We start from the raw sequence: 18,731 nt of genomic DNA, 5'->3' as shown, positions 1-18,731 counted from the left end.
AGTAGTTAGTTGTTTGGTGTTTGTTTCATGTGGGCGCAAAGCTTTGCGCCCCTACCAACAATCAACAATCAACACCTAACACTAACTAACATTTTTGTGTTAACTCGAGATAAATATGCTCTAATCTAATTGGCTGTCGTGAAATAGAATCAAGATGAATGCCATCAAAACGTGCAATAATATCCTTTAATTCTAAATGCTCCGGTAGCCAAAAAGCTAAGTCATTACCATAACGCCGGGGTGTGAAACCACATGCAATTGCTTGTGCGATCGCTTTCTCTGCTTCTGGAGTTTGCACCACTAAAATTTCTTTAGCTGGAATACAAGTACGTAACTCCTCAAGGCTACCTTCAGCTAAAATCTGACCATTTTTTAAAATACCAATTTTATTACATAGACGCTCTGCTTCATCTAAAAAATGAGTAGTTAATAAAATAGTAATTCCTTGATTTTTTAATTGTCTAATTAATTCCCAAATCTCATATCTAGCTTCAATATCTAACCCTGTAGTTGGCTCATCTAAAATCACTAACTTTGGCTGATGTACCAAAGCTACAGCTATATTTAACCGTCGTTGCATTCCCCCACTGAGGGTTTCTACCGGACTTTTAGCTCTATCTAATAATTTTACAGCCTTGAGAGTTGCCTTAACTTGTTTGTGTCTTTCTGTTCTGTTTAAACCATAGATTTTGGCAAAAAATTTGATATTTTCTTCACAAGAAAGACCTCTGTATAATAAATTTTCTTGTGGGGCAATACCTATAATTTTTTTTGTTGCTTCTGAAACTAACTGATGATTAACTTTTACTATACCACTATCCGCTTGTAACAAATTACAAATAATATTGATTGTAGTAGTTTTTCCTGCTCCATTTGCACCCAGTAAACCATAAATTTCTCCAGGGGCAACATATAGTGTTAAATCCTGAAGGACTTTCCTATCTTTAAAAGACTTATTGAGCTTTTCTATATACAACATATTTAATAAGTAGCTCTAGAATCACTGCCTACAAAATCCATCAAAATAAGGTTTTCATTTTTATCTTCTATATTTCTATTTCTTGATATCGGCTTTTAAAACCAGTCATTATCCACTACCATACACCTATAGAATAGAAAATAATTTTTCTTCACCATTCACCCTTCACAGCCTTTTTTCTAGCATTACCATCCTTCGATAAGAAAACCATCCACCCAAGATCATCATCAAAGTAAACCCTGATAAAAACTGAAAATGAGAAGCAATATCTTGTACGTTATCCCCCTGGGTTGATACTGCTAAAAGAGCTTGATTCATGTGATAAATAGGATTTATTTTGGCAAGATCAAGTAGTGTTTCTGGTAAAAAACGAATTGGGAAAAAAGCTCCCCCCAAAATCAACAAAGGTACACCAAAAGCAGCTACTAGAGAATTTACATCTTCAGTACGGCGTGCTAATTGAGTACCTAAAATAAAGCCTAAACCAACATAAGCGATAATACTCATTAAGATAATAATTGCACCCAAAAATACAGAACCTTTAAACGTAGTACCCCAAAAAGCAGCAATAGTATAAATAATTAATGTTTGTCCAAAACCAATACAACTATGAGCTAAAAAAATCCCCAAAAAATAGGATGTACCACTTAAAGGTGAAATAAATAAGCGTTTGAGAGTTTGCTGTTCTCGTTCTGAGACTACAGTGGCGACACTACCACCCAAACAACTAAAAAATAGTGCTGCTCCTACCAAAGTTGAAGGTGCAGCATATGCAAAACCCTCTTGTGTTGATAGCTGCATACTTTCTGCTAACACAAATCCGTTAATCAGCAAAATAGAGATAGGGAAAATAATCCAAAAAATTAGACTGCGTCTTCGCCGCAAAAGTTCAATTAAAATACGCTGAGTTATAGCGATCGCTTCACACCAGAATTTCATCTTGTTAATTTATTTGCAACAGTATCTAGTTAATAGTTCAATTTCCCAGAGTACCAATCTCTCATCTGACACCACTTTATTAAGTAGAGTTATGTGATTTATACTACTAAGCATTTTGGTTTTGTCTTAGCAAAACCAAAGTTTTTCAACTAGATACCCTAAATTTAACATAAATGTTAAGTAATGTTGCGTAGCAGGGGCACACAACTATGCGCCCGCGCCCCTGCTGTATATTGCTGATTAATCTAAAAAATAAGCCTGATCGCATTATGCGAATAGGCTTTTTTTGTAACACCAAAATAAATTCAACTTAATTCATTGAATCTAAATCGAGGGATTGCATTCCTCGCTGTTCTACAAAAGACATCATGCTTCCCAACTGGAACCAAACTAATAGTGAAGTCAAAATGGTTACTGGTATACCGACTGCATAAGCAAGCAAGGGTGGAAAACCAAATATTTCAAATCCAGAACACATAAATAACGTCACACCGATAGTTATCCCTAGAAATGGCACAGATAATTGTTTAATCGACAACTGAGAACTAGATTTCTCTGCGCCATCACTTTGCCATTTGGTCACAATTACCTTTAGTGTTCCGGCTAATGCCAAACCAGAGGTTAATGCAGCAAACAAACCAACTATTAATAGTAAATATGGCGGTTGTGAAGAATAGTAGTACATAAAATCTCCTGATTGGTATAGTTTTGAAAGGTAAAAGTGCAGAGTTAAACTTTAAGCTTGATGTGAATTTAAGCTTTGACAAAAATCATGTTTTAGAAATCAAACACCAATGGAAACACATAAAACTAGTAATTGGTAATTGTTGCCTGTTTTCTATTACCAGTACCAGTGAATTCACACTAAGCGTAATTTGGAATTAACTATTTATTATTAACTCATAATTTACAACTCTTAAAACAGGAGATTTTCACAATATACCTCTTACACAAATATCTTTTACCCCACCCTAACCCTCCCCTTGTAAAGGGGAGGGAACTCAAAGAGTTGTTTCTCCCCAGAATCAACATATGTATTTAGCAATATAGATAAGCTTGTAAAGGGGAGGGAACTCGAAGAGTTGTTTCTCCCCCAGATATTCGGGAGAATTAAGGGAATTTTTAGGATTCATGCAAGAGGTCTAATTGTCTGTGCTTAGCTGTGAATGACACCGTAAAAAAGTCAACAGTCAACTAATGTTTGACTCTTGACCCTTGATTTTCCTTCTGCATAAGGTTTTTAGCTTTTCACGCCAAAAGCGGTGATCGCAGTTACTGAAGGTAATATGGCTGCAACTCTCTGTTTGGATAAATCTGTCAAAACTCCGATCGCAACATCTAACAATCGATTCGGTTTTAAATCATCTTTGACTAAGTTCCACAAACTTTGAACTTCTTCGGTATGTAGGCGATCATCTTCGGTAAGAGCTAATATCAGCTGACGCCATAGATATTTGCCTTCATCAGATAGGAGATATTGTAGTCCCAGTTTAGCTGTAGGTAAGACATCAAAATTCTCATCCGTACGGGCGATCGCGATTAAATTTTCTAACCGTTGCCATTGGAATTTACCTTCTTTGAACAGCACGTCTAATAACCGTCGGCGTAATTGTGGAGATTCGCCTGTCAACAGACGCCTTGCTACGTAAGGATAAGCTACTTCCACAATTTTAAAGTTGGGATTGAGGCTGAGGGCAATACCTTCTTGAGTCACCAAAGAACGAATAATTAAAGCAAACTTAGCGGGAACTCGGAAGGGGTAATCATACATCAATTCTGAGAATTGATCTGTGATGGTTTTAAAGTTAAAGTCCCCAACATTTTTGCCGATCGCATTGCCTAATGTTGCTTCTAGGGCTGGTACTATCGGACGAATATCTGTGTCTGGTGTTAAAAATCCTAGCTTGACATAATCTTTGGCTAGATCGTTGTAATCTTTGTTAACTAAATGTACAACCGCATCTACTAGAGTTTCCTTAATGGTTTCATCTAGCTGATCCATCATACCGAAGTCAATGTAGCCCATTCTGCCATCTGGCATGGCAAATAAATTGCCGGGGTGGGGGTCAGCATGGAAGAAACCATGTTCTAATAATTGTTGTAGACCTGAAGTCACGCCGATTTCGATGATCGCTTCTGGATCTAAGCCAGCTTCCTTGACTTTTTTAGTATCGGTTAACTTAAATCCATTTAGCCACTCTAGAGTCAGAACTCTGGTTGAAGTATAGCGCCAGTAAATAGCCGGAACTTTGACACGCGGGTCGTTACGGAAGTTGGTAGCAAATTTTTCAGCGTTGCGACCTTCGTTGAGATAATCTATTTCCTCAAATAATTTGGTGCCAAACTCATCCACAATCAACCTGAGATCGTGACCAAGATTCAGAGGTAGCCAAGGGGCTAACCAACCTGCCGCCCACCGCATTAAATAAAGATCAAGGGTAATAACGGGGCGTAGGTTAGGGCGTTGTACTTTTACCGCTACTTCTTCACCAGTGTGCAAACGACCCCGGTAGACTTGTCCCAAGCTAGCAGCAGCAACGGGATTAGGTGACAGTTCGCTGTATATTTCCTTGACTGGACGACCGAGTTCGGTTTCAATCAGTTGGTAGGCGATCGCATTATCAAACGCTGGTAACTGGTCTTGTAGTTTTACCAGTTCTTCTAAAAAATCTTTACGTACTAAATCTGGTCTTGTCGATAAAGCTTGACCTACTTTGATAAAAGTTGGCCCCAGGCGCGTTAGTAACTGACGTAGTTGGGCTGCGCGTTTTAGTTTGTTCTGTTCAACTTGATTTTGCCACTCATCCCACTTCAGACTAAATATAAACGTAGCAAAAGACCAAATGATATTCAGCGCCCGTGCCCAAGCTAGCCAAGGACGATAGCGGTAATAACTAGCGATCTCATTAGGATCGTAGCGTCGATTATTTTGTATAGGGGTTTGCAGGCTCACTCCCTTATTTACCTCTTTATTTAAAATAAGAATTTACCTCTTTCGAGGTCAACAAATATCCGCCTGACTATTTCTCTGTAGCTTTATAGAATTTAGTCAAGCTTTACTAAAAGTTACTTTGTTATCTTTTATTTTATATTACTACATAAAAGTATATATACTTATGGCGATAGAGAAAATTTTGCTGTTAGTTATCTCAAAAATCTATCCTGTGATAATTTTATCTTGTATATAGGTCTGGAATCATAGAAAAATGGCTTAATTAGCCTATTTTCAAAACATACTATCTTGAAAAAATAATATGTATAATTAATAACATAACATTAAAATATTCAGTGATTACACCAAAGCATTCGACGAATCAAATATATTAATATTTCCTGAGCCACGAATTTATATCAAGTTCACATGATTACTTATAATTCCCGTTTACCTCACCCCGCCTTCGGCATCCCTCTCCTTGGTAAGGAGAGGGGCTAGGGGTGAGGTTTTTTGTTATAAACCAAACTCGATATTAGGAGGTTCAGGGATCAAAGTTAAAGTTATAGCTCTCAAATTAATCTAAATAGCTACTTAACAAGAAATATAAGCGTTTTCAAGCTACAAGAATCAAACTTGATTTACTTAGCTAAAATGTATATATAAAGTTTTATTTATAAAAATTTCGATTGACAAAATAATTGTTATTAAACTACACAATCCTCATAAAGAGTATAAAGACGCAGAATCACTGTTGCTGGTAATAGGTAATAGGGAAAAACACCAATTACCCATTATGGTTGTTTTGTATACACCTAATTTTGTAGTGAATACACTACAAATAGAATCATAAGCTACTGCAAGTAATAGCACCTCAGCATTTAATCAGAAATAATCTTTAAACACTTAAAAAAATTATGTTAAGTATCTCTATAAATAAGCACTTACCACGATCGCCTTACTTAGTAACTTCTTTACCAGGGCCTCGTGCTAAAGAAATTATCAAACGCGATCGCGCTGTGACTTCTCCTTCCTATACCCGTGACTATCCCTTGGTTGTGAGTCGTGGTGAAGGTTGTATGGTCAAAGATGTCGATGGCAATGTCTTTTTAGACATGACGGCGGGAATTGCTGTCACCGCCACAGGACACGCCCATCCAGAAGTTGTGCAAGCTATCCAAGCACAAAGCAGTAAGTTAATACACATGTCTGGTACGGATTTTTACTACGAACCAATGGTAGAACTAGCGGAAAAGTTGTCTACACACGTACAATTTCCTGGTGGTGCAAGAGTATTTTTTACTAACTCTGGTGCTGAATCTAACGAGGGTGCAATCAAGCTGGCTAGATACTACACCAAATGTTCCCTAATTATCGCCTTTTTGGGAGCATTCCACGGACGTACCTATGGAGCAATGTCTCTGACTGGTTCCAAAGCTTTACAGAGAGCAGGTTTTGGCCCTCTCGTTCCAGGTGTAACGCATATTCCGTATGGGACTCACGCTAGTTTAGATTACCTAGAAAAACAACTATTTCCCGCCATGTTACCACCCCATGAAGTAGCAGCAATTTTCGTTGAACCCATTCAAGGCGAGGGTGGTTATGTTGTACCAGAGGATGGATTTTTACAACGGATTCGGGAGATATGCGATCGCTACGGCATTCTGATGATAGTCGATGAAGTGCAATCGGGAATGGGGCGTACGGGTCGATTGTTTGCGATCGAACATTGGGGCGTCACACCAGATATTATTACTACTGCCAAGGGTATCGCCAGTGGTTTACCTCTAGGTGCAATTCTTGCCCGACCAGAAATCATGACTTGGCCGCCTGGTTCCCATGCAACCACTTTTGGTGGCAACCCTGTTGCTTGTGCTGCTGGGCTTGCTACTTTAGAACTATTGAAAAGCGGTTTGATGAAAAACGCTACCGAAATGGGAGAGTTATTGCAAGCTGGCTTAGTGAAGTTACATCAACAGTTTCCCAGAGTTTCCTTACCTCGTGGTAAAGGTTTGATGGTGGCGGTAGATTTATTTGATGATGAGGGGAATTTGGATCGGGAGTTACGCGATCGCATTTTACAAGCAGCTTTTTTGCGAGGTTTATTACTGCTTGGTTGCGGAAAAGCAGCAATTCGCTTTTGTCCACCTTTAATTATTGATAGCGATCAGGTTAAAACTGCTTTGGAAATTTTCGCTAGTGTATTAGCAGAGGTTTAATTTTGTGTAAATCGAACACAGATGGACACAGATGCACACCGATAGACACAGATAGATCATGCGTTAGTAGTTAGTAGTTGGTTTTTCCCCCTTGTCTTCCGCACTTCACATAATCCGATATGAACCCCGAAATTGCTTGTCATCTATGGGAATTACTTTGGCGAGAATATAGCACTAGGGTAAGTTATGCTCAAACCTACGCACAAATGATCACTAAAGCAGGTGGCGCTGTTGCTAATGATCACATCGCTTTCCGGTCTTTACGTATGACTGTAGATAGTCCACAGGGTAAAGTCAATTTGGGAATTGAGTATTTAGGGCAAGTTACTGAAGCTTTAGGTTATGAGGTGGCTGGAGAGTATACTTTTAGTGAAACCCATCTTTATGCCCGTCATTATCGCCATCCGCAACAAGAAGAATTTGACTTACCCAAATTATTTATTAGCGAGTTGATTGTGGATGAATTGCCAGAAGAAACTATTCAACTCATTCAACAAACGGTAACAGGTGTCAACTTACTGATTCCTTCAGCAATATTTAAGACTTTTGAGCATAAAACAAAACGTCTTGCCAAGGAACTGTTGAAAATTTTTACTTGCCCTTGGCAACCTCCCCGACGTTCTGTAGTAGAACAAGTAAATAAAGTTACTCAATATGGTGCTTGGGTATTATTGCACGGTTACGCTGTGAACCACTTTACAGGCTATGTGAATCGGCAAAGTACCCCAGAATATCCAGATATTGATACTACCGCCCGTGGTTTAGGGAATCTAGGCGTACCGATGAAACCAGAAATTGAAGGGGATGTTGCTTGTGGTTTACGACAAACAGCAACGCAAGCAGTGACAGAGATTGTAACAGTATTAGATGAGATTACTGATACGGAAATTCAGATTCCCTGGACTTACGCCTATTATGAAATTGCCCAGCGCTATATGGTGGAAGAATCAGGTAAGCGAGTGTTATTTGATGCTTTTTTAGGCAGGAATGCCCAACAGTTGTTTGAAATGACTCGAATAGAGAATTAGTTTGTTGGTTGTTGTTGAAAAAATCACCAACAATTAACAATTACGTAAGACTGTGAATTAACATAGGCGCTAATAGATCATGGGGAATTAAATAGTAAACATACCAATTACCACCCAACCACCCACGGAAAATCCATCTGTGTCATCTGGAGGACACTGCGTTGCGGGGGTTCCCCCCGTTGTAGCACGTGTCCGTTGTTTATCGGTGTTCATCTGTGGTCGATTTCTAAAAAAACGATTTTTTACCAGACGCAATCTTGCATTTTTTATATCAATTGACCTCAGATGTCAATTTTGATCTGAGATTTCATCTTCTGATAATTGATACGACTCCAAAATGCCACTGCGAATGATTAATTGCGGCCAGATTAATAAGAAAAATCCCATCCATGTGAGTACAGGAATGGCAATTAGAACTGTTAACCAAACTGTCTTGAATATTACCCAGCTTCCACTAATTAGCGTTACCCCTGTAAATAGGATAGACCACGGCTGACACCACCAAGGTTTGAATTTCCAAGGACTTATAGATTTTTGTTTAGACATTTGCTTCAGTTATCAGTTAGGTAAGACTGGGAATTCACTGTTGCTAGAATTGGAAGGAAGACAAGGGAGAAAAAACAACTAACCACCAACCAACAATTTATCTGTGTGCATCTGTGTTCATCGGTGGTCGATTTCCAAAAAATTATTTTTGTCACCGCTTTAATTCACATCAAGTATCAATTATCAGTTATCAAAGCAATATTACTTAAAGTTGACTTAAGGAACTCCAAAAAATAAATTATCCAACTTCTGCACCCAATACAATTTATTCTCCCTTGTCTTCCTTGTCTTCCTTGTCCCCCTTCTCTGCAATTGGATATTTTTTTATTTGGAAGTCCCTTAATTGGGTTTCCATTTTTCTAAGGATACGTATTCATTCTGGATGATATCTAAAACTTGAATATCACCACTCGGACTTAAGACACGAAACCAATAAATCGCGTCAATGTAATCTACATGATTTTCATATACTTGAACTGTGTAGTAAGGTGCTTCTGGAGTCGGAGAACCATCAACCATCGCTGCAACACGTATTTTTCCCTTTGAAAGTCTTTCGATTTCTTTGGCTTTACGTTGGACTTGTGGCAGTTTCCAAACTAAACTGAGGGCTGTTTTTTCGTCAATGGCTTGGGTGACCTGAGAAATCTTGATAGTTTGAGGGGGTTTTTGCTTAATCTGAAAATATTTACTGTGACTTTGAGCAATGGTTGAATTACACGTTAACCCGATGAGCAAGGAAGCCATAAAAGGATAACATAGCGATCGCTTGATGAACCTACCCATAAGCACAGTTGTTTGCTGTTGTTAAAATTTGGTTTTAATTCGTAACATTTCTATTTTCCTCTATTTTTCTACTATTTCCCGCACTAACTGTGCTAATTTCTCTGCACTATCAGCAGGTGCAATAGTTTTAGCTTTTTCCCCCATTGCTTTTAACTGTTGTGGTGAGTGTAACAATCGCAAAACTTCTGTTTGCAATTTCTCAACTGTTAATTCTCTTTGTTGAAACATCAACGCTGCACCCACTGAAGTAAATTCTTGGGCGTTATAAGTTTGATGATCTTCCGCCGCAAACGGATAAGGAATTAAAATTGCAGGCGTACCGCACACAGCTAATTCTGTTAAACTACCTGCACCAGAACGACTGATGGCTAAATTGGCGCGTTGCAGTAACGCTGCCATGTTGTTATAAAAGGGCACAGATATATACTGCGGATGTTTTAAACTTTCGGCTTCTGGATCTTTATCTCCAGTCAAATGTACAATCCAAGCACCAATGTCAAACCAAGCTGTTGCACACTCACGCACCAACTTGTTAATGGCAACTGCGCCTTGACTACCACCAAAGACAACGATTACTGGTACATTCTCCGGAATACCTAAATCTAGTGATGAAGCGACACCTGTTGCTAAAAATTCCGAACGTACCGGAGTACTAGTATATATTGTCTGGGCGCGGGGTAAATACTTAGCAGCAACTTCAAATCCTAATGCTACTGCATTGCACCAAGGTCCAAAAAAGCGGGTGACTTTTCCTGGTAAAGCATTTGCTTCGTGGAGAACCACGGGTATACCTAGCGATCGCGCCGCAATTACCACAGGACCAGCAATATATCCTCCTGTGGTAAATACTCCCTGAAATTGACCATTTTGTAAAATTTTTCGCACTTTGAGAACGGAACCGACCAGTTTACCTAACGTCAGTAGCGATGATATGCCAAAACCTTTTTGAAATCCTTCAACAGAAATAGTATTCAATCTATACTGTTGGGGGACAAGCTGAGTTTCTAGTCGATTGGGTACACCTAACCATTCGATTTGATAATCTGGCAATTCTTGCGCTAATGCGATCGCTGGAAATAAGTGTCCGCCAGTTCCACTTGCTGCTATCAATAATTTTATTGGTGCGTCTACCATCTACCCACTACCATGTCAACGCTTAGTTTCACTAAGATAAAACAATTTCCCTTCCTTGTTGTAAACTGTTTCGGAAATTAATCTGCAACAGCTTTACATCAATGGGTTTGATTTTAAGATGGAAATTTCTCTTGTAGTCAAACTACCAACTTAATACCAATGCGTAGACTGATTATCCTACTCTCTAAACGCCAATCACACCTTGCATCCAGCCGTTGGCTGATTTTGCTACTACTGACTCTAGGTTTTACTGCTGGTTGGAAATGCGCCCAAGCTAGTACGCCAACGAACGCACCCCCTGAACTCAAAAACCTCTTGACCCAAATTGATACAGCAGCAAACCAGCGTAATGTCAAAGCGGTAATGCAATTCTACAGCCCCAGTTTCAAGCATGGGGATGGGTTAAACTATCAAAGCATGGAACAAGCTTTGAATGCGCTTTGGAAACAGTATCCCCAACTCAAATACAGTACACAATTGCAATCGTGGAAATCTCAAGGTAATTTGATCGTTGCTGATACGGTAACGAAAATAACTGGCTCACCTTCGCCGAACAATAATAATATGGCTCTATCCGCCACCATTACCTCGCGACAGCAAGTTTCTGGGGGAAAAATCCTACGCCAAGACATTTTGTCTGAACGTACTCAAGTTACTTCTGGTAGTAAACCACCCCAAATTGATTTTAAATTGCCACAACAGGTGACGGTCGGTCAGCAATATAATTTTGATGCGATCGTCCAAGAACCTCTAGGCGAAGATTATATTTTAGGAACAGCTTTGGAAGAACCAATCAAAGCTAACAAATATCTCAGCCCTACACCTGTAGATTTAGAATTACTTTCATCTGGTGGACTTTTCAAAATAGGTAAAGCACCTATGACTCCTGGTAGCCAATGGGTTTCGGCGGTGATTATGCGCGGAGATGGTATGACAATGATCACTCAACGAATGCAAGTGGTGAAAAAATAACTTGTCAATTGTCAATTGTCAATTGTCCAAAGTTTTTACAAATGACAATTGACGATTGACCCTTGACACTTGACTATTGACCCTTGACCCTTGACCAAAAATGCTTTCTCTCCAAAATCAAATCGTTCTGATTACCGGTGCAAGTAGTGGTATTGGTGCTGCTTGTGCGACAGTATTCGCTAGTGCTGGGGCAAAATTGATTTTAGCAGCGCGACGTCAGGAACGTTTGCAAGAGTTGGCAAATAGTCTTGTCGAAAAGTACCACAGCACACCCGAACAAATACATTTATTACAGTTAGATGTACGCGATCGCTTTGCTGTAGAATCTGCTATATCTAGTCTTCCTCCCGCTTGGTCAGAAATTGACATTCTCATCAATAATGCCGGTTTAAGTCGTGGTTTAGATAAACTACATGAGGGTGATTTTACTGACTGGGAAGAAATGATTGATACCAATATCAAGGGTTTACTTTACCTCACCCGCTATGTTGTACCTGGGATGGTAAGTCGCGAACGCGGTCATGTGATCAATATTGGTTCGATCGCTGGCTATCAAACTTATCCCGGTGGTAATGTTTACTGTAGTACAAAAGCCGCAGTGAGAGCGATTTCTGAAGGTTTAAAACAAGATTTGTTGGGAACTTCTGTGAAAGTCAGTTCTGTTGACCCTGGTATGGTAGAAACGGAATTTAGCGAAGTGCGCTTTCACGGTAACACAGAACGCGCCAACAAAGTTTACCAAGGAGTAACTCCCCTCACCGCCGCAGATGTCGCAGATGTAGTGTTTTTCTGTGCCACCCGACCATCCCATGTCAATATTAATCAAGTAATCTTGATGCCTGTCGACCAAGCTAGCACGACACTCGTAAATCGTCGTAGATAATTAAAAGAGATCGGGGATCGGGACTGACTTGAAAGTAACTCACCCCGTCAAGAGAAGACACCCCTCTCCTTGGTAAGGAGAGGGGAAGGGGTGAGGTTTTTCATGGCAAAGCTCGTGAAGCTTGTTTCATCAGGACTGCCTTATGAATTAAGATAATTGGATCGTTATACTCATGGAAAATACTGCCAACGCCGAAAAAACAGGATTGACAGCACTGACGGCGATTAACATAGCCAAAGTTTTAACTATAGTTTTGTTACTAATTTTTAGCTTTGTTTTTGGTATCCAAGACTTACGACAAGTCATATATCTGTGTCTGCATGTCAGCTACTGTCTCTGGTGGTTGCTAGAACAGTGGTTTTTTCCCCAACGGCGACAGATATTTAGTGAACCTGTAGGGATTGGTGGGTTCATCTTGGCGTTGTTGTTTGTCGGTATGATTTACTCTTTACCAGGATACCTAGCATTTACTAATCCTGTTCCCTTATCAGCGATCGCTACTGCTATAGCATTACCTTTATACATATTTGGCACTCTCATCAATGCTACCGCCGATATCCAAAAGCTGACAGCCAAACAATACGGCGCAGAATTAGTTAGTGACAATATCTGGCGATTTTCCCGCAACATCAATTACTTTGGTGATCTATTGCGGTATCTGAGTTTTGCAATTGTAGCTGGTTCTGTTTGGGCTTATTTAGTTCCAGCAGTAATATTAATTATTTATTTGCAGCGTGTTTCTCAAAAAGAACAGTCTATGTCTGCCAAGTATCAAAATTATGCTGATTATCAGAGATCTAGTAGTCGTTTAATTCCGTTTATTTGGTAATAATCATACACTTCCATCAAGTAATAGCAGTAACAAGTCGAGGATCTTGTCTCTCACGAATGATTGAGGAAGACTATAGCGATCACAATTACGTTTTTTAGCCCCGGAGATTAGAAGTTTGAGGTTCTAAGCGAGAATTTTTTAGTTTGAAGCAAGAATGTTGAGGCTGAAAGCAAGAACATTTTAGTTTCAAACGAGAACGTTGTAGTTTGAAGCGAAAACATTTTAGTTTCAAACGAGAACGTTGAGGTATGAAGCAAGAACGTTGAGGGTTTGAGGGTGTAATTGCAGCCAAAAATTGTTCCAGTCGATGATTATAAGTATTTCTGTGAGTGTTTGAGAGCGATCGCTCAAAATTTCCCAATTAAAAATCCAACATCCGTTAGGGTATTATATCAATTCAAATAATATTTGCGACAGATAACCCCACCCGCCTAACCCCACCCTCTCCTTAGCCAGGGGAGGGTGGGGTCTTATATAATTCATGTGTTGTATTCTTTTTTCAAATTGGTATTAATTGGTTTATTTGCTCTTGTGTACACTCTGGTAATAGTAGAGAATCATTGCAGCTGGAAAATTAAGTATTGAGTTCATCCAGGTCTTTATATGAGAGTTGCAGTCTTCAGCACCAAGTCTTATGACCGTGAATTTTTGGATGCAGCAAATGCAACAGCCCAAGCGAGTCATGAGTTTGTTTACTTTGATACTAGACTCAACCCGAAAACTGCTTCACTAGCGGCTGACTTTCCAGCAGTTTGCGCTTTTGTTAATGATGATTTGGGTACTGAAACTCTGGAAGTTTTGGCTGCACAGAGTACTCGTTTTATAACACTGCGTTCTACTGGTTTCAATAATGTAGACCTAAAAACAGCCGCAGAATTGGGAATTAAGGTAGCCCGAGTGACGGTTTACTCTCCCTTTTCTGTGGCGGAACATGCTGTTGGTTTGGTTTTGATGTTGAATCGCCGCTTGTATCGCGCTTACAATCGAGTTCGGGATGATAATTTTTCCTTAGAAGGGCTACTGGGGTTCGATTTGCATGGTAGCACCGTCGGCATTATTGGTACAGGCAAAATCGGGATTATTTTTGCTCAAATCATGCATGGATTTGGGTGTCATTTGCTGGGGTATGATGCATATCCCAATCCCAAATTTGAGGCGATTGGTGAGGCGCGTTACGTGGAATTACCAGAGTTATTTGCCAAAGTAGATATTATTTCCTTACACTGTCCTCTCACACCGGAAACACATCACCTAATTGATGCAAGTGCGATCGCTAAAATGAAGCCTGGTATGATGCTGATTAACACTAGTCGAGGTGGACTAATTGATACCAAAGCAGTCATTGAGGGTATCAAATCTGGCAAGATTGGTCATTTGGGTATTGATGTTTACGAACAAGAAGATGAACTCTTTTTTAGAGATTTATCTGATACTGTGATTCAGGATGACGCTTTTCAACTGTTACAATCATTTTCTAATGTTGTGATTACAGCCCATCAAGCATTTTTTACCCGTAATGCTTTAACTGATATCTCCACTACAACAGTCTCCAACATCACGGATTTTGAGCAAGGTCATCCCCTGAAAAATGAAATTTCCTATCAACCTCTAGTGGCGTGACCGGATTAAAATAGTGCCATAAATCTCTTCTTCTATCTCTGTGTTCTCAGCGCCTGTGCGGTTTATTAATACACATTTTAAAGCAGTCGCACCAGTAGGGTGCGTTACGCTACGCGATAACACACCCTACTTAGATTTTTTCAATAATCAAACCGGATTCCTATATTTGTTAGTATTTCCTAGATTTCTACACTATATTTTTTGGCAATTTGACAAAGTTGCTCAAACTGTTCTTTTGATGCTAAATTTAGCTTCTCCTCAGGTGGCAATTCATTGTTTGGCCCTTTAGGGACTAAGTACTTGACATACAGAGAAATAAAATCCACAATCGCTGCAATACCAGGCAAAGCATGAGTGTCAGCTTGCTTTCCTGCTACCAAAATTGCCATACTTCCTTCAATCGATTTCCTAGTAGCATCAGCAAATTGACCAACCAATTCTTGAATATAATCTACAGTCTCCAGGTTTTCTAACTTCACCAGATCTGGAGTGAATTCATAGCCTGCTGCTGTTGCTTGTTCCAGCACACACCATTGTGTGAACTCTTGTAGTACTGGTTCGGGAAGACCAGGAAGATACTTGTGTAATTCTAAATTAGACACTAATTTTCCTTTTGAAAGTAAATGTAGTGAGTAGGAGATGAGGAGGTGGGGAGATGGGGGGAGTGTGGGGAGTGGGGGGAGTAAAAAAATATTTTATCCTCATACTCCTCACATCCCTCACACCCCTCCTACTCTCTTTAAGCTGTCCGGAAACGTGCTAGTTCTTCACCGGTTTTAGCATCGTGGGCGTGAACTGTACACACTAAGCAAGAATCAAAGGATCGGGCGACATGACCTACTTCTATAGGATCGGCTGGATCAGCAACGGGTATACCCACCAAAGCTTCTTCAATCGGGCCACGCTTTTGTTCGGCGTCCCGAGGGCCAACGTTCCATGTTGTCGGGGCGATGACTTGGTAGTTCTTGATTTTGCCATCTTCTAGTTCTACCCAGTGACACAGGGAACCGCGCGCTGCTTCTGTTGCACCCCAACCGCGCCCATCTTTTTGTTTGGGTTTGATGTACCAAGGTTCATTTAATTTGAACTCCCGCAGACAGCGTTCGGCTTGACGATACAACTTGACAATTTCGTGAACGCGTGCAAACTGGCGGACATGGACACTAGGGCCGCCCATACGCTTGAAAACATCAAGGATAAATCCATCATAATGTTGCCAAGATTCACCATGTGTACCACCTGCGACTAATTGTCGCGCTAAGGGGCCAGCTTCTAAACGTCCATATTCGATATGGCGTACTGCACTTGACCAAGAATAAGCACCGTTGAAGTCTTTGTGATTTTTGGCGATGGGATTGGTGGTGCGGTCAAAGGGATGAACATCTGCTGTACCTTCGTCATACCAGGAGTTAGTGGTATTCTCCCGAGCAAAGGTATGATCCATCAAGGTGTGAGTGTCACTGTAACTGTCGTACACCCCACTCTTCATAATCATGGCGGCGTTGCGGCTTTCAATGGTGGGTTTTTGGTATTTATCTTCATGGGGTAGATATCCCCAAGTGACGTATTTACCCACACCACCACCAAATTTATCTAAACCAATATCTAAACCCATACGCCAATAGAAGCCCAAGTCCGACTGGCGATGATTGCGATTTTCATGCAACCAAGCCATAAAATCATCATAGGTCTGGATTTGTTCGTAGCGTTCCAAAGAACAGCCCAACCACACAGGTTCTAACCAATTAGTGCGGAAATATTCTAGGATTGACCAGGCGCGGGTAATATCTGTGAGGGTGGGGGCGCACATGACGCCACCAGGAACCATGTAACTAGAATGGGGCCATTGACCACCCAAAAGTGCATAAATTTCTACAGGTTTGGCAGAAATAGTCACACCAATTTCGTAATGCTTGCCAGTAAAAGCAGCAAAGCGGCGGACAGCTTCGTTATAGTAGCGGCTATTTTGGTATTTTTTATTGGTGAGGTCAATGGCAAATAAACCGTAAAAATAGCGGGGGATACTTTGAATTGTTTCGACGATTTGACCAAGGTTTCTGGCTAAAATCGCATTGCGTGGCACTTCGGTTTCCCAGGCAGTATCCAATGCCCAAGATGCACAGGTAAGGTGAGAACCACCGCAAATTCCACAAATACGAGGTGTGACAATTAAGCCTGCTTGGGGGTCTTTGCCGCGTAAAATCACTTCAAAGCCTCGAAAAAGTTCGGCATGAGTCCAAGCGTTGACTACATGACCATCTTCGATTTCTACCCGTACATCTAAATCGCCTTCTACCCTCCCAACGGGTGAGATATCTAATGTTTGAGTTCCCATAATTTATCCTTTTGGTAATTGCTAATCGGTAATTGGGAATTGGTGAACCAGCGCGGTCTTGGGGGTTCTCCCCCAATCCCCACTCCCTGTCGGTCGTGGGGGCCCCGAGTCCCCCATGAGTGACTGGCGAACCCGTAAGGGTAATTGGTGGTTTTCTTTCCCATTACCTATTACCTAAACTAAGAAAAAGTCTTCATCTGCCCAAGCTGGGGCGGCATCTTTTGCCACTACGGTGAGTAAGGCATAATCTTTCTGCTTCACTCCTGGCGGTAGTTCTTTGGGAACTCCCATAACAGTTTGGGTTTTAAATACTGTTCCTGGTTTGAGGTCAAAGAAGGGAAATTCTGGTTCAGTGCAACCCAAGCAAGGCATCCCAGCGCGGGTTTTGGAAGAAACACGGTTCCACAAAATCCGGTTACAGGAAGAATGGGTCATGGGGCCACGACAACCCAAGTCGTAGAATAGACAACCTTTACGCTGACCAAATTCAGCAGTTGTTGCTTTATAAGCAAAATGAATATTGCGAGTACAACCAGTTTGAGTAAAGGTTTTGAAGAAAGTTTGGGGACGATGAAACTCGTCAAGAGTAATATCGCCAATACGACCTGTGGCGATCGCCACTAATATCTGCGTTATCCAGTCGGGATGAGCAGGACATCCAGGTATATTAATTACAGGTAATCCAGCTTTGGAACGGTAATCTACCCCTAAAAACCCACCCTTTTGCCGTTTGAGAAATTGTAAACCTTGCGATTCACTAGGATTAGGGGCCATAGCAGGAATTCCTCCCCAAGTAGCACAGTCGCCGATTGCAACCACATACTTAGCTACTTTTGCTAAATCACTAACCCAATTTTTCATCGGACGATGGGCAAAACGGTTCCATTCTCCCGTACCGTTGGGGGCATTAACTACCGTACCTTCAAATACCAAAATATCTACAGGGATCTTACCTAGCACACAATTCCACAGCATCCCTTGCAAATTTTCTCCTAATTCTAGCCCCAAGGAAGGATGCCACAGTACGTTAATACCAAAGTCAGAAATTAAATCGCAGACAGTTGGTTCTTCTGCATTTAAAAATGACATAGTGTTACCTGAACAGGCACCACCTTGTAGCCATAATACGTTAGTCATTAGCTGCGTGTTTGTATTGTTGACAATAGACTTATTGCAGAAGTTGAGGAATCGGGAATGTTCAGTTATCAGTTATCAGTAAAATACGCAAGCGAAACACCACACCAATTAGTGGTAGGTAACAGTCCCCCACCATAAACCTTGATTACTATGGCTGGTACTGTTCACTGATTTAAATATAGGGTTCTCTTTCCCCTTTTCCCATCTTCCTTCATCCTTTCCCCTGTCCAAAAGGCTATAACAAGTGAAATCTCGTTTATCTTTCAATATCAAATACTTTTCTTTCCAATAATATAAGATTTTAAAAAAATTAAAGTATTAAACCAAACTAATTAGAACTCAAAATCCAGATTTTTAGTAACAATCAATACAAAACACATAGTCTTATTAAA

17 protein-coding genes are annotated in these 18,731 nt (G+C 40.5%); 6 read left to right on the top strand and 11 right to left on the bottom strand.

Annotated features, from left to right (window positions below; genetic code table 11):
* Positions 1-85 precede the first annotated feature (85 nt).
* From RS893_RS16275 to RS893_RS16260, 4 genes are all read right to left on the bottom strand, one after another.
* Entirely contained in the window at positions 86-979 is an 894-nt protein-coding gene (locus RS893_RS16275; protein WP_315785183.1) for an ABC transporter ATP-binding protein, read from the bottom strand.
* 165 nt (positions 980-1,144) lie between these two features.
* Positions 1,145-1,918, bottom strand: coding sequence for an ABC transporter permease (locus RS893_RS16270; protein WP_315785181.1), 774 nt, complete (start codon positions 1,916-1,918; stop codon positions 1,145-1,147).
* Between the two features lie 310 nt (positions 1,919-2,228).
* Positions 2,229-2,603, bottom strand: coding sequence for a hypothetical protein (locus RS893_RS16265; protein ID WP_315785179.1), 375 nt, complete (start codon positions 2,601-2,603; stop codon positions 2,229-2,231).
* A 555-nt stretch (positions 2,604-3,158) separates the two neighbouring features.
* On the bottom strand, positions 3,159-4,871 hold the full coding sequence (locus RS893_RS16260; protein ID WP_315785177.1) for an AarF/ABC1/UbiB kinase family protein: 1,713 nt from the start codon (positions 4,869-4,871) through the stop codon (positions 3,159-3,161).
* Between the two features lie 896 nt (positions 4,872-5,767).
* Here RS893_RS16260 and RS893_RS16255 point away from each other — a divergent pair.
* Positions 5,768-7,069 carry an acetyl ornithine aminotransferase family protein gene (locus tag RS893_RS16255; RefSeq protein ID WP_315785175.1) on the top strand — a complete coding sequence of 434 codons (1,302 nt, stop codon included), beginning with the start codon at positions 5,768-5,770 and terminating at the stop codon, positions 7,067-7,069.
* A gap of 119 nt (positions 7,070-7,188) precedes the next feature.
* On the top strand, positions 7,189-8,097 hold the full coding sequence (locus RS893_RS16250; protein WP_315785172.1) for a DUF1338 domain-containing protein: 909 nt from the start codon (positions 7,189-7,191) through the stop codon (positions 8,095-8,097).
* Positions 8,098-8,184: 87 nt separating this feature from the next.
* Here RS893_RS16250 and RS893_RS16245 read toward each other — a convergent pair whose 3' ends face one another.
* The 4 genes from RS893_RS16245 to murG form a co-directional block, all read right to left on the bottom strand.
* Entirely contained in the window at positions 8,185-8,310 is a 126-nt protein-coding gene (locus tag RS893_RS16245; protein WP_315785169.1) for a hypothetical protein, read from the bottom strand.
* 75 nt (positions 8,311-8,385) lie between these two features.
* On the bottom strand, positions 8,386-8,643 hold the full coding sequence (locus RS893_RS16240) for a DUF6737 family protein (RefSeq protein WP_315785167.1): 258 nt from the start codon (positions 8,641-8,643) through the stop codon (positions 8,386-8,388).
* 339 nt (positions 8,644-8,982) lie between these two features.
* Positions 8,983-9,426, bottom strand: coding sequence for a hypothetical protein (locus RS893_RS16235; RefSeq protein ID WP_315785164.1), 444 nt, complete (start codon positions 9,424-9,426; stop codon positions 8,983-8,985).
* A 60-nt stretch (positions 9,427-9,486) separates the two neighbouring features.
* Positions 9,487-10,560 (bottom strand): undecaprenyldiphospho-muramoylpentapeptide beta-N-acetylglucosaminyltransferase, encoded by a 1,074-nt coding sequence (gene murG, locus RS893_RS16230; protein WP_315785161.1) that lies wholly within the window; start codon positions 10,558-10,560, stop codon positions 9,487-9,489.
* Between the two features lie 159 nt (positions 10,561-10,719).
* Here murG and RS893_RS16225 point away from each other — a divergent pair, with 159 nt between their 5' ends.
* From RS893_RS16225 to RS893_RS16210, 4 genes are all read left to right on the top strand, one after another.
* On the top strand, positions 10,720-11,532 hold the full coding sequence (locus RS893_RS16225; RefSeq protein WP_315785158.1) for a nuclear transport factor 2 family protein: 813 nt from the start codon (positions 10,720-10,722) through the stop codon (positions 11,530-11,532).
* Between the two features lie 100 nt (positions 11,533-11,632).
* Positions 11,633-12,415 carry an SDR family oxidoreductase gene (locus RS893_RS16220; RefSeq protein ID WP_315785155.1) on the top strand — a complete coding sequence of 261 codons (783 nt, stop codon included), beginning with the start codon at positions 11,633-11,635 and terminating at the stop codon, positions 12,413-12,415.
* 172 nt (positions 12,416-12,587) lie between these two features.
* Positions 12,588-13,244, top strand: coding sequence for a DUF1295 domain-containing protein (locus RS893_RS16215; protein ID WP_315785152.1), 657 nt, complete (start codon positions 12,588-12,590; stop codon positions 13,242-13,244).
* 606 nt (positions 13,245-13,850) lie between these two features.
* A complete protein-coding gene (locus RS893_RS16210) occupies positions 13,851-14,867 on the top strand; it encodes a 2-hydroxyacid dehydrogenase (protein ID WP_315785149.1) in 1,017 nt (338 codons plus the stop codon).
* A 179-nt stretch (positions 14,868-15,046) separates the two neighbouring features.
* Here the strand turns inward: RS893_RS16210 and RS893_RS16205 are convergent, their stop codons facing one another.
* From RS893_RS16205 to RS893_RS16195, 3 genes are all read right to left on the bottom strand, one after another.
* Positions 15,047-15,469, bottom strand: a complete 423-nt coding sequence (locus RS893_RS16205; protein WP_315785146.1) for a hypothetical protein — start codon at positions 15,467-15,469, stop codon at positions 15,047-15,049.
* Between the two features lie 137 nt (positions 15,470-15,606).
* Positions 15,607-17,202, bottom strand: coding sequence for a nickel-dependent hydrogenase large subunit (locus tag RS893_RS16200; RefSeq protein ID WP_315785141.1), 1,596 nt, complete (start codon positions 17,200-17,202; stop codon positions 15,607-15,609).
* A 174-nt stretch (positions 17,203-17,376) separates the two neighbouring features.
* Positions 17,377-18,339 (bottom strand): hydrogenase small subunit, encoded by a 963-nt coding sequence (locus tag RS893_RS16195; RefSeq protein ID WP_315785138.1) that lies wholly within the window; start codon positions 18,337-18,339, stop codon positions 17,377-17,379.
* Positions 18,340-18,731: the final 392 nt, after the last annotated feature.

Origin of the sequence: Fischerella sp. JS2 (assembly GCF_032393985.1) — a bacterium.
GTDB lineage: Bacteria > Cyanobacteriota > Cyanobacteriia > Cyanobacteriales > Nostocaceae > Fischerella.
The sequence above is the reverse complement of the archived record's forward strand: the minus strand, read 5'-3'. Positions and strand labels throughout refer to the sequence as shown.

What these genes read in the sequence shown, in the direction of transcription:
- RS893_RS16275 (WP_315785183.1), bottom strand. Translation starts at nt 979, where the DNA reads ATGTTGTATATAGAAAAGCTCAATAAGTCTTTTAAAGATAGGAAAGTC.
- RS893_RS16270 (WP_315785181.1), bottom strand. Translation starts at nt 1,918, where the DNA reads ATGAAATTCTGGTGTGAAGCGATCGCTATAACTCAGCGTATTTTAATT.
- RS893_RS16265 (WP_315785179.1), bottom strand. Translation starts at nt 2,603, where the DNA reads ATGTACTACTATTCTTCACAACCGCCATATTTACTATTAATAGTTGGT.
- RS893_RS16255 (WP_315785175.1), top strand. Translation starts at nt 5,768, where the DNA reads ATGTTAAGTATCTCTATAAATAAGCACTTACCACGATCGCCTTACTTA.
- RS893_RS16250 (WP_315785172.1), top strand. Translation starts at nt 7,189, where the DNA reads ATGAACCCCGAAATTGCTTGTCATCTATGGGAATTACTTTGGCGAGAA.
- RS893_RS16245 (WP_315785169.1), bottom strand. Translation starts at nt 8,310, where the DNA reads ATGAACACCGATAAACAACGGACACGTGCTACAACGGGGGGAACCCCC.
- RS893_RS16240 (WP_315785167.1), bottom strand. Translation starts at nt 8,643, where the DNA reads ATGTCTAAACAAAAATCTATAAGTCCTTGGAAATTCAAACCTTGGTGG.
- RS893_RS16235 (WP_315785164.1), bottom strand. Translation starts at nt 9,426, where the DNA reads ATGGGTAGGTTCATCAAGCGATCGCTATGTTATCCTTTTATGGCTTCC.
- murG (WP_315785161.1), bottom strand. Translation starts at nt 10,560, where the DNA reads ATGGTAGACGCACCAATAAAATTATTGATAGCAGCAAGTGGAACTGGC.
- RS893_RS16225 (WP_315785158.1), top strand. Translation starts at nt 10,720, where the DNA reads ATGCGTAGACTGATTATCCTACTCTCTAAACGCCAATCACACCTTGCA.
- RS893_RS16220 (WP_315785155.1), top strand. Translation starts at nt 11,633, where the DNA reads ATGCTTTCTCTCCAAAATCAAATCGTTCTGATTACCGGTGCAAGTAGT.
- RS893_RS16215 (WP_315785152.1), top strand. Translation starts at nt 12,588, where the DNA reads ATGGAAAATACTGCCAACGCCGAAAAAACAGGATTGACAGCACTGACG.
- RS893_RS16210 (WP_315785149.1), top strand. Translation starts at nt 13,851, where the DNA reads ATGAGAGTTGCAGTCTTCAGCACCAAGTCTTATGACCGTGAATTTTTG.
- RS893_RS16200 (WP_315785141.1), bottom strand. Translation starts at nt 17,202, where the DNA reads ATGGGAACTCAAACATTAGATATCTCACCCGTTGGGAGGGTAGAAGGC.
- RS893_RS16195 (WP_315785138.1), bottom strand. Translation starts at nt 18,339, where the DNA reads ATGACTAACGTATTATGGCTACAAGGTGGTGCCTGTTCAGGTAACACT.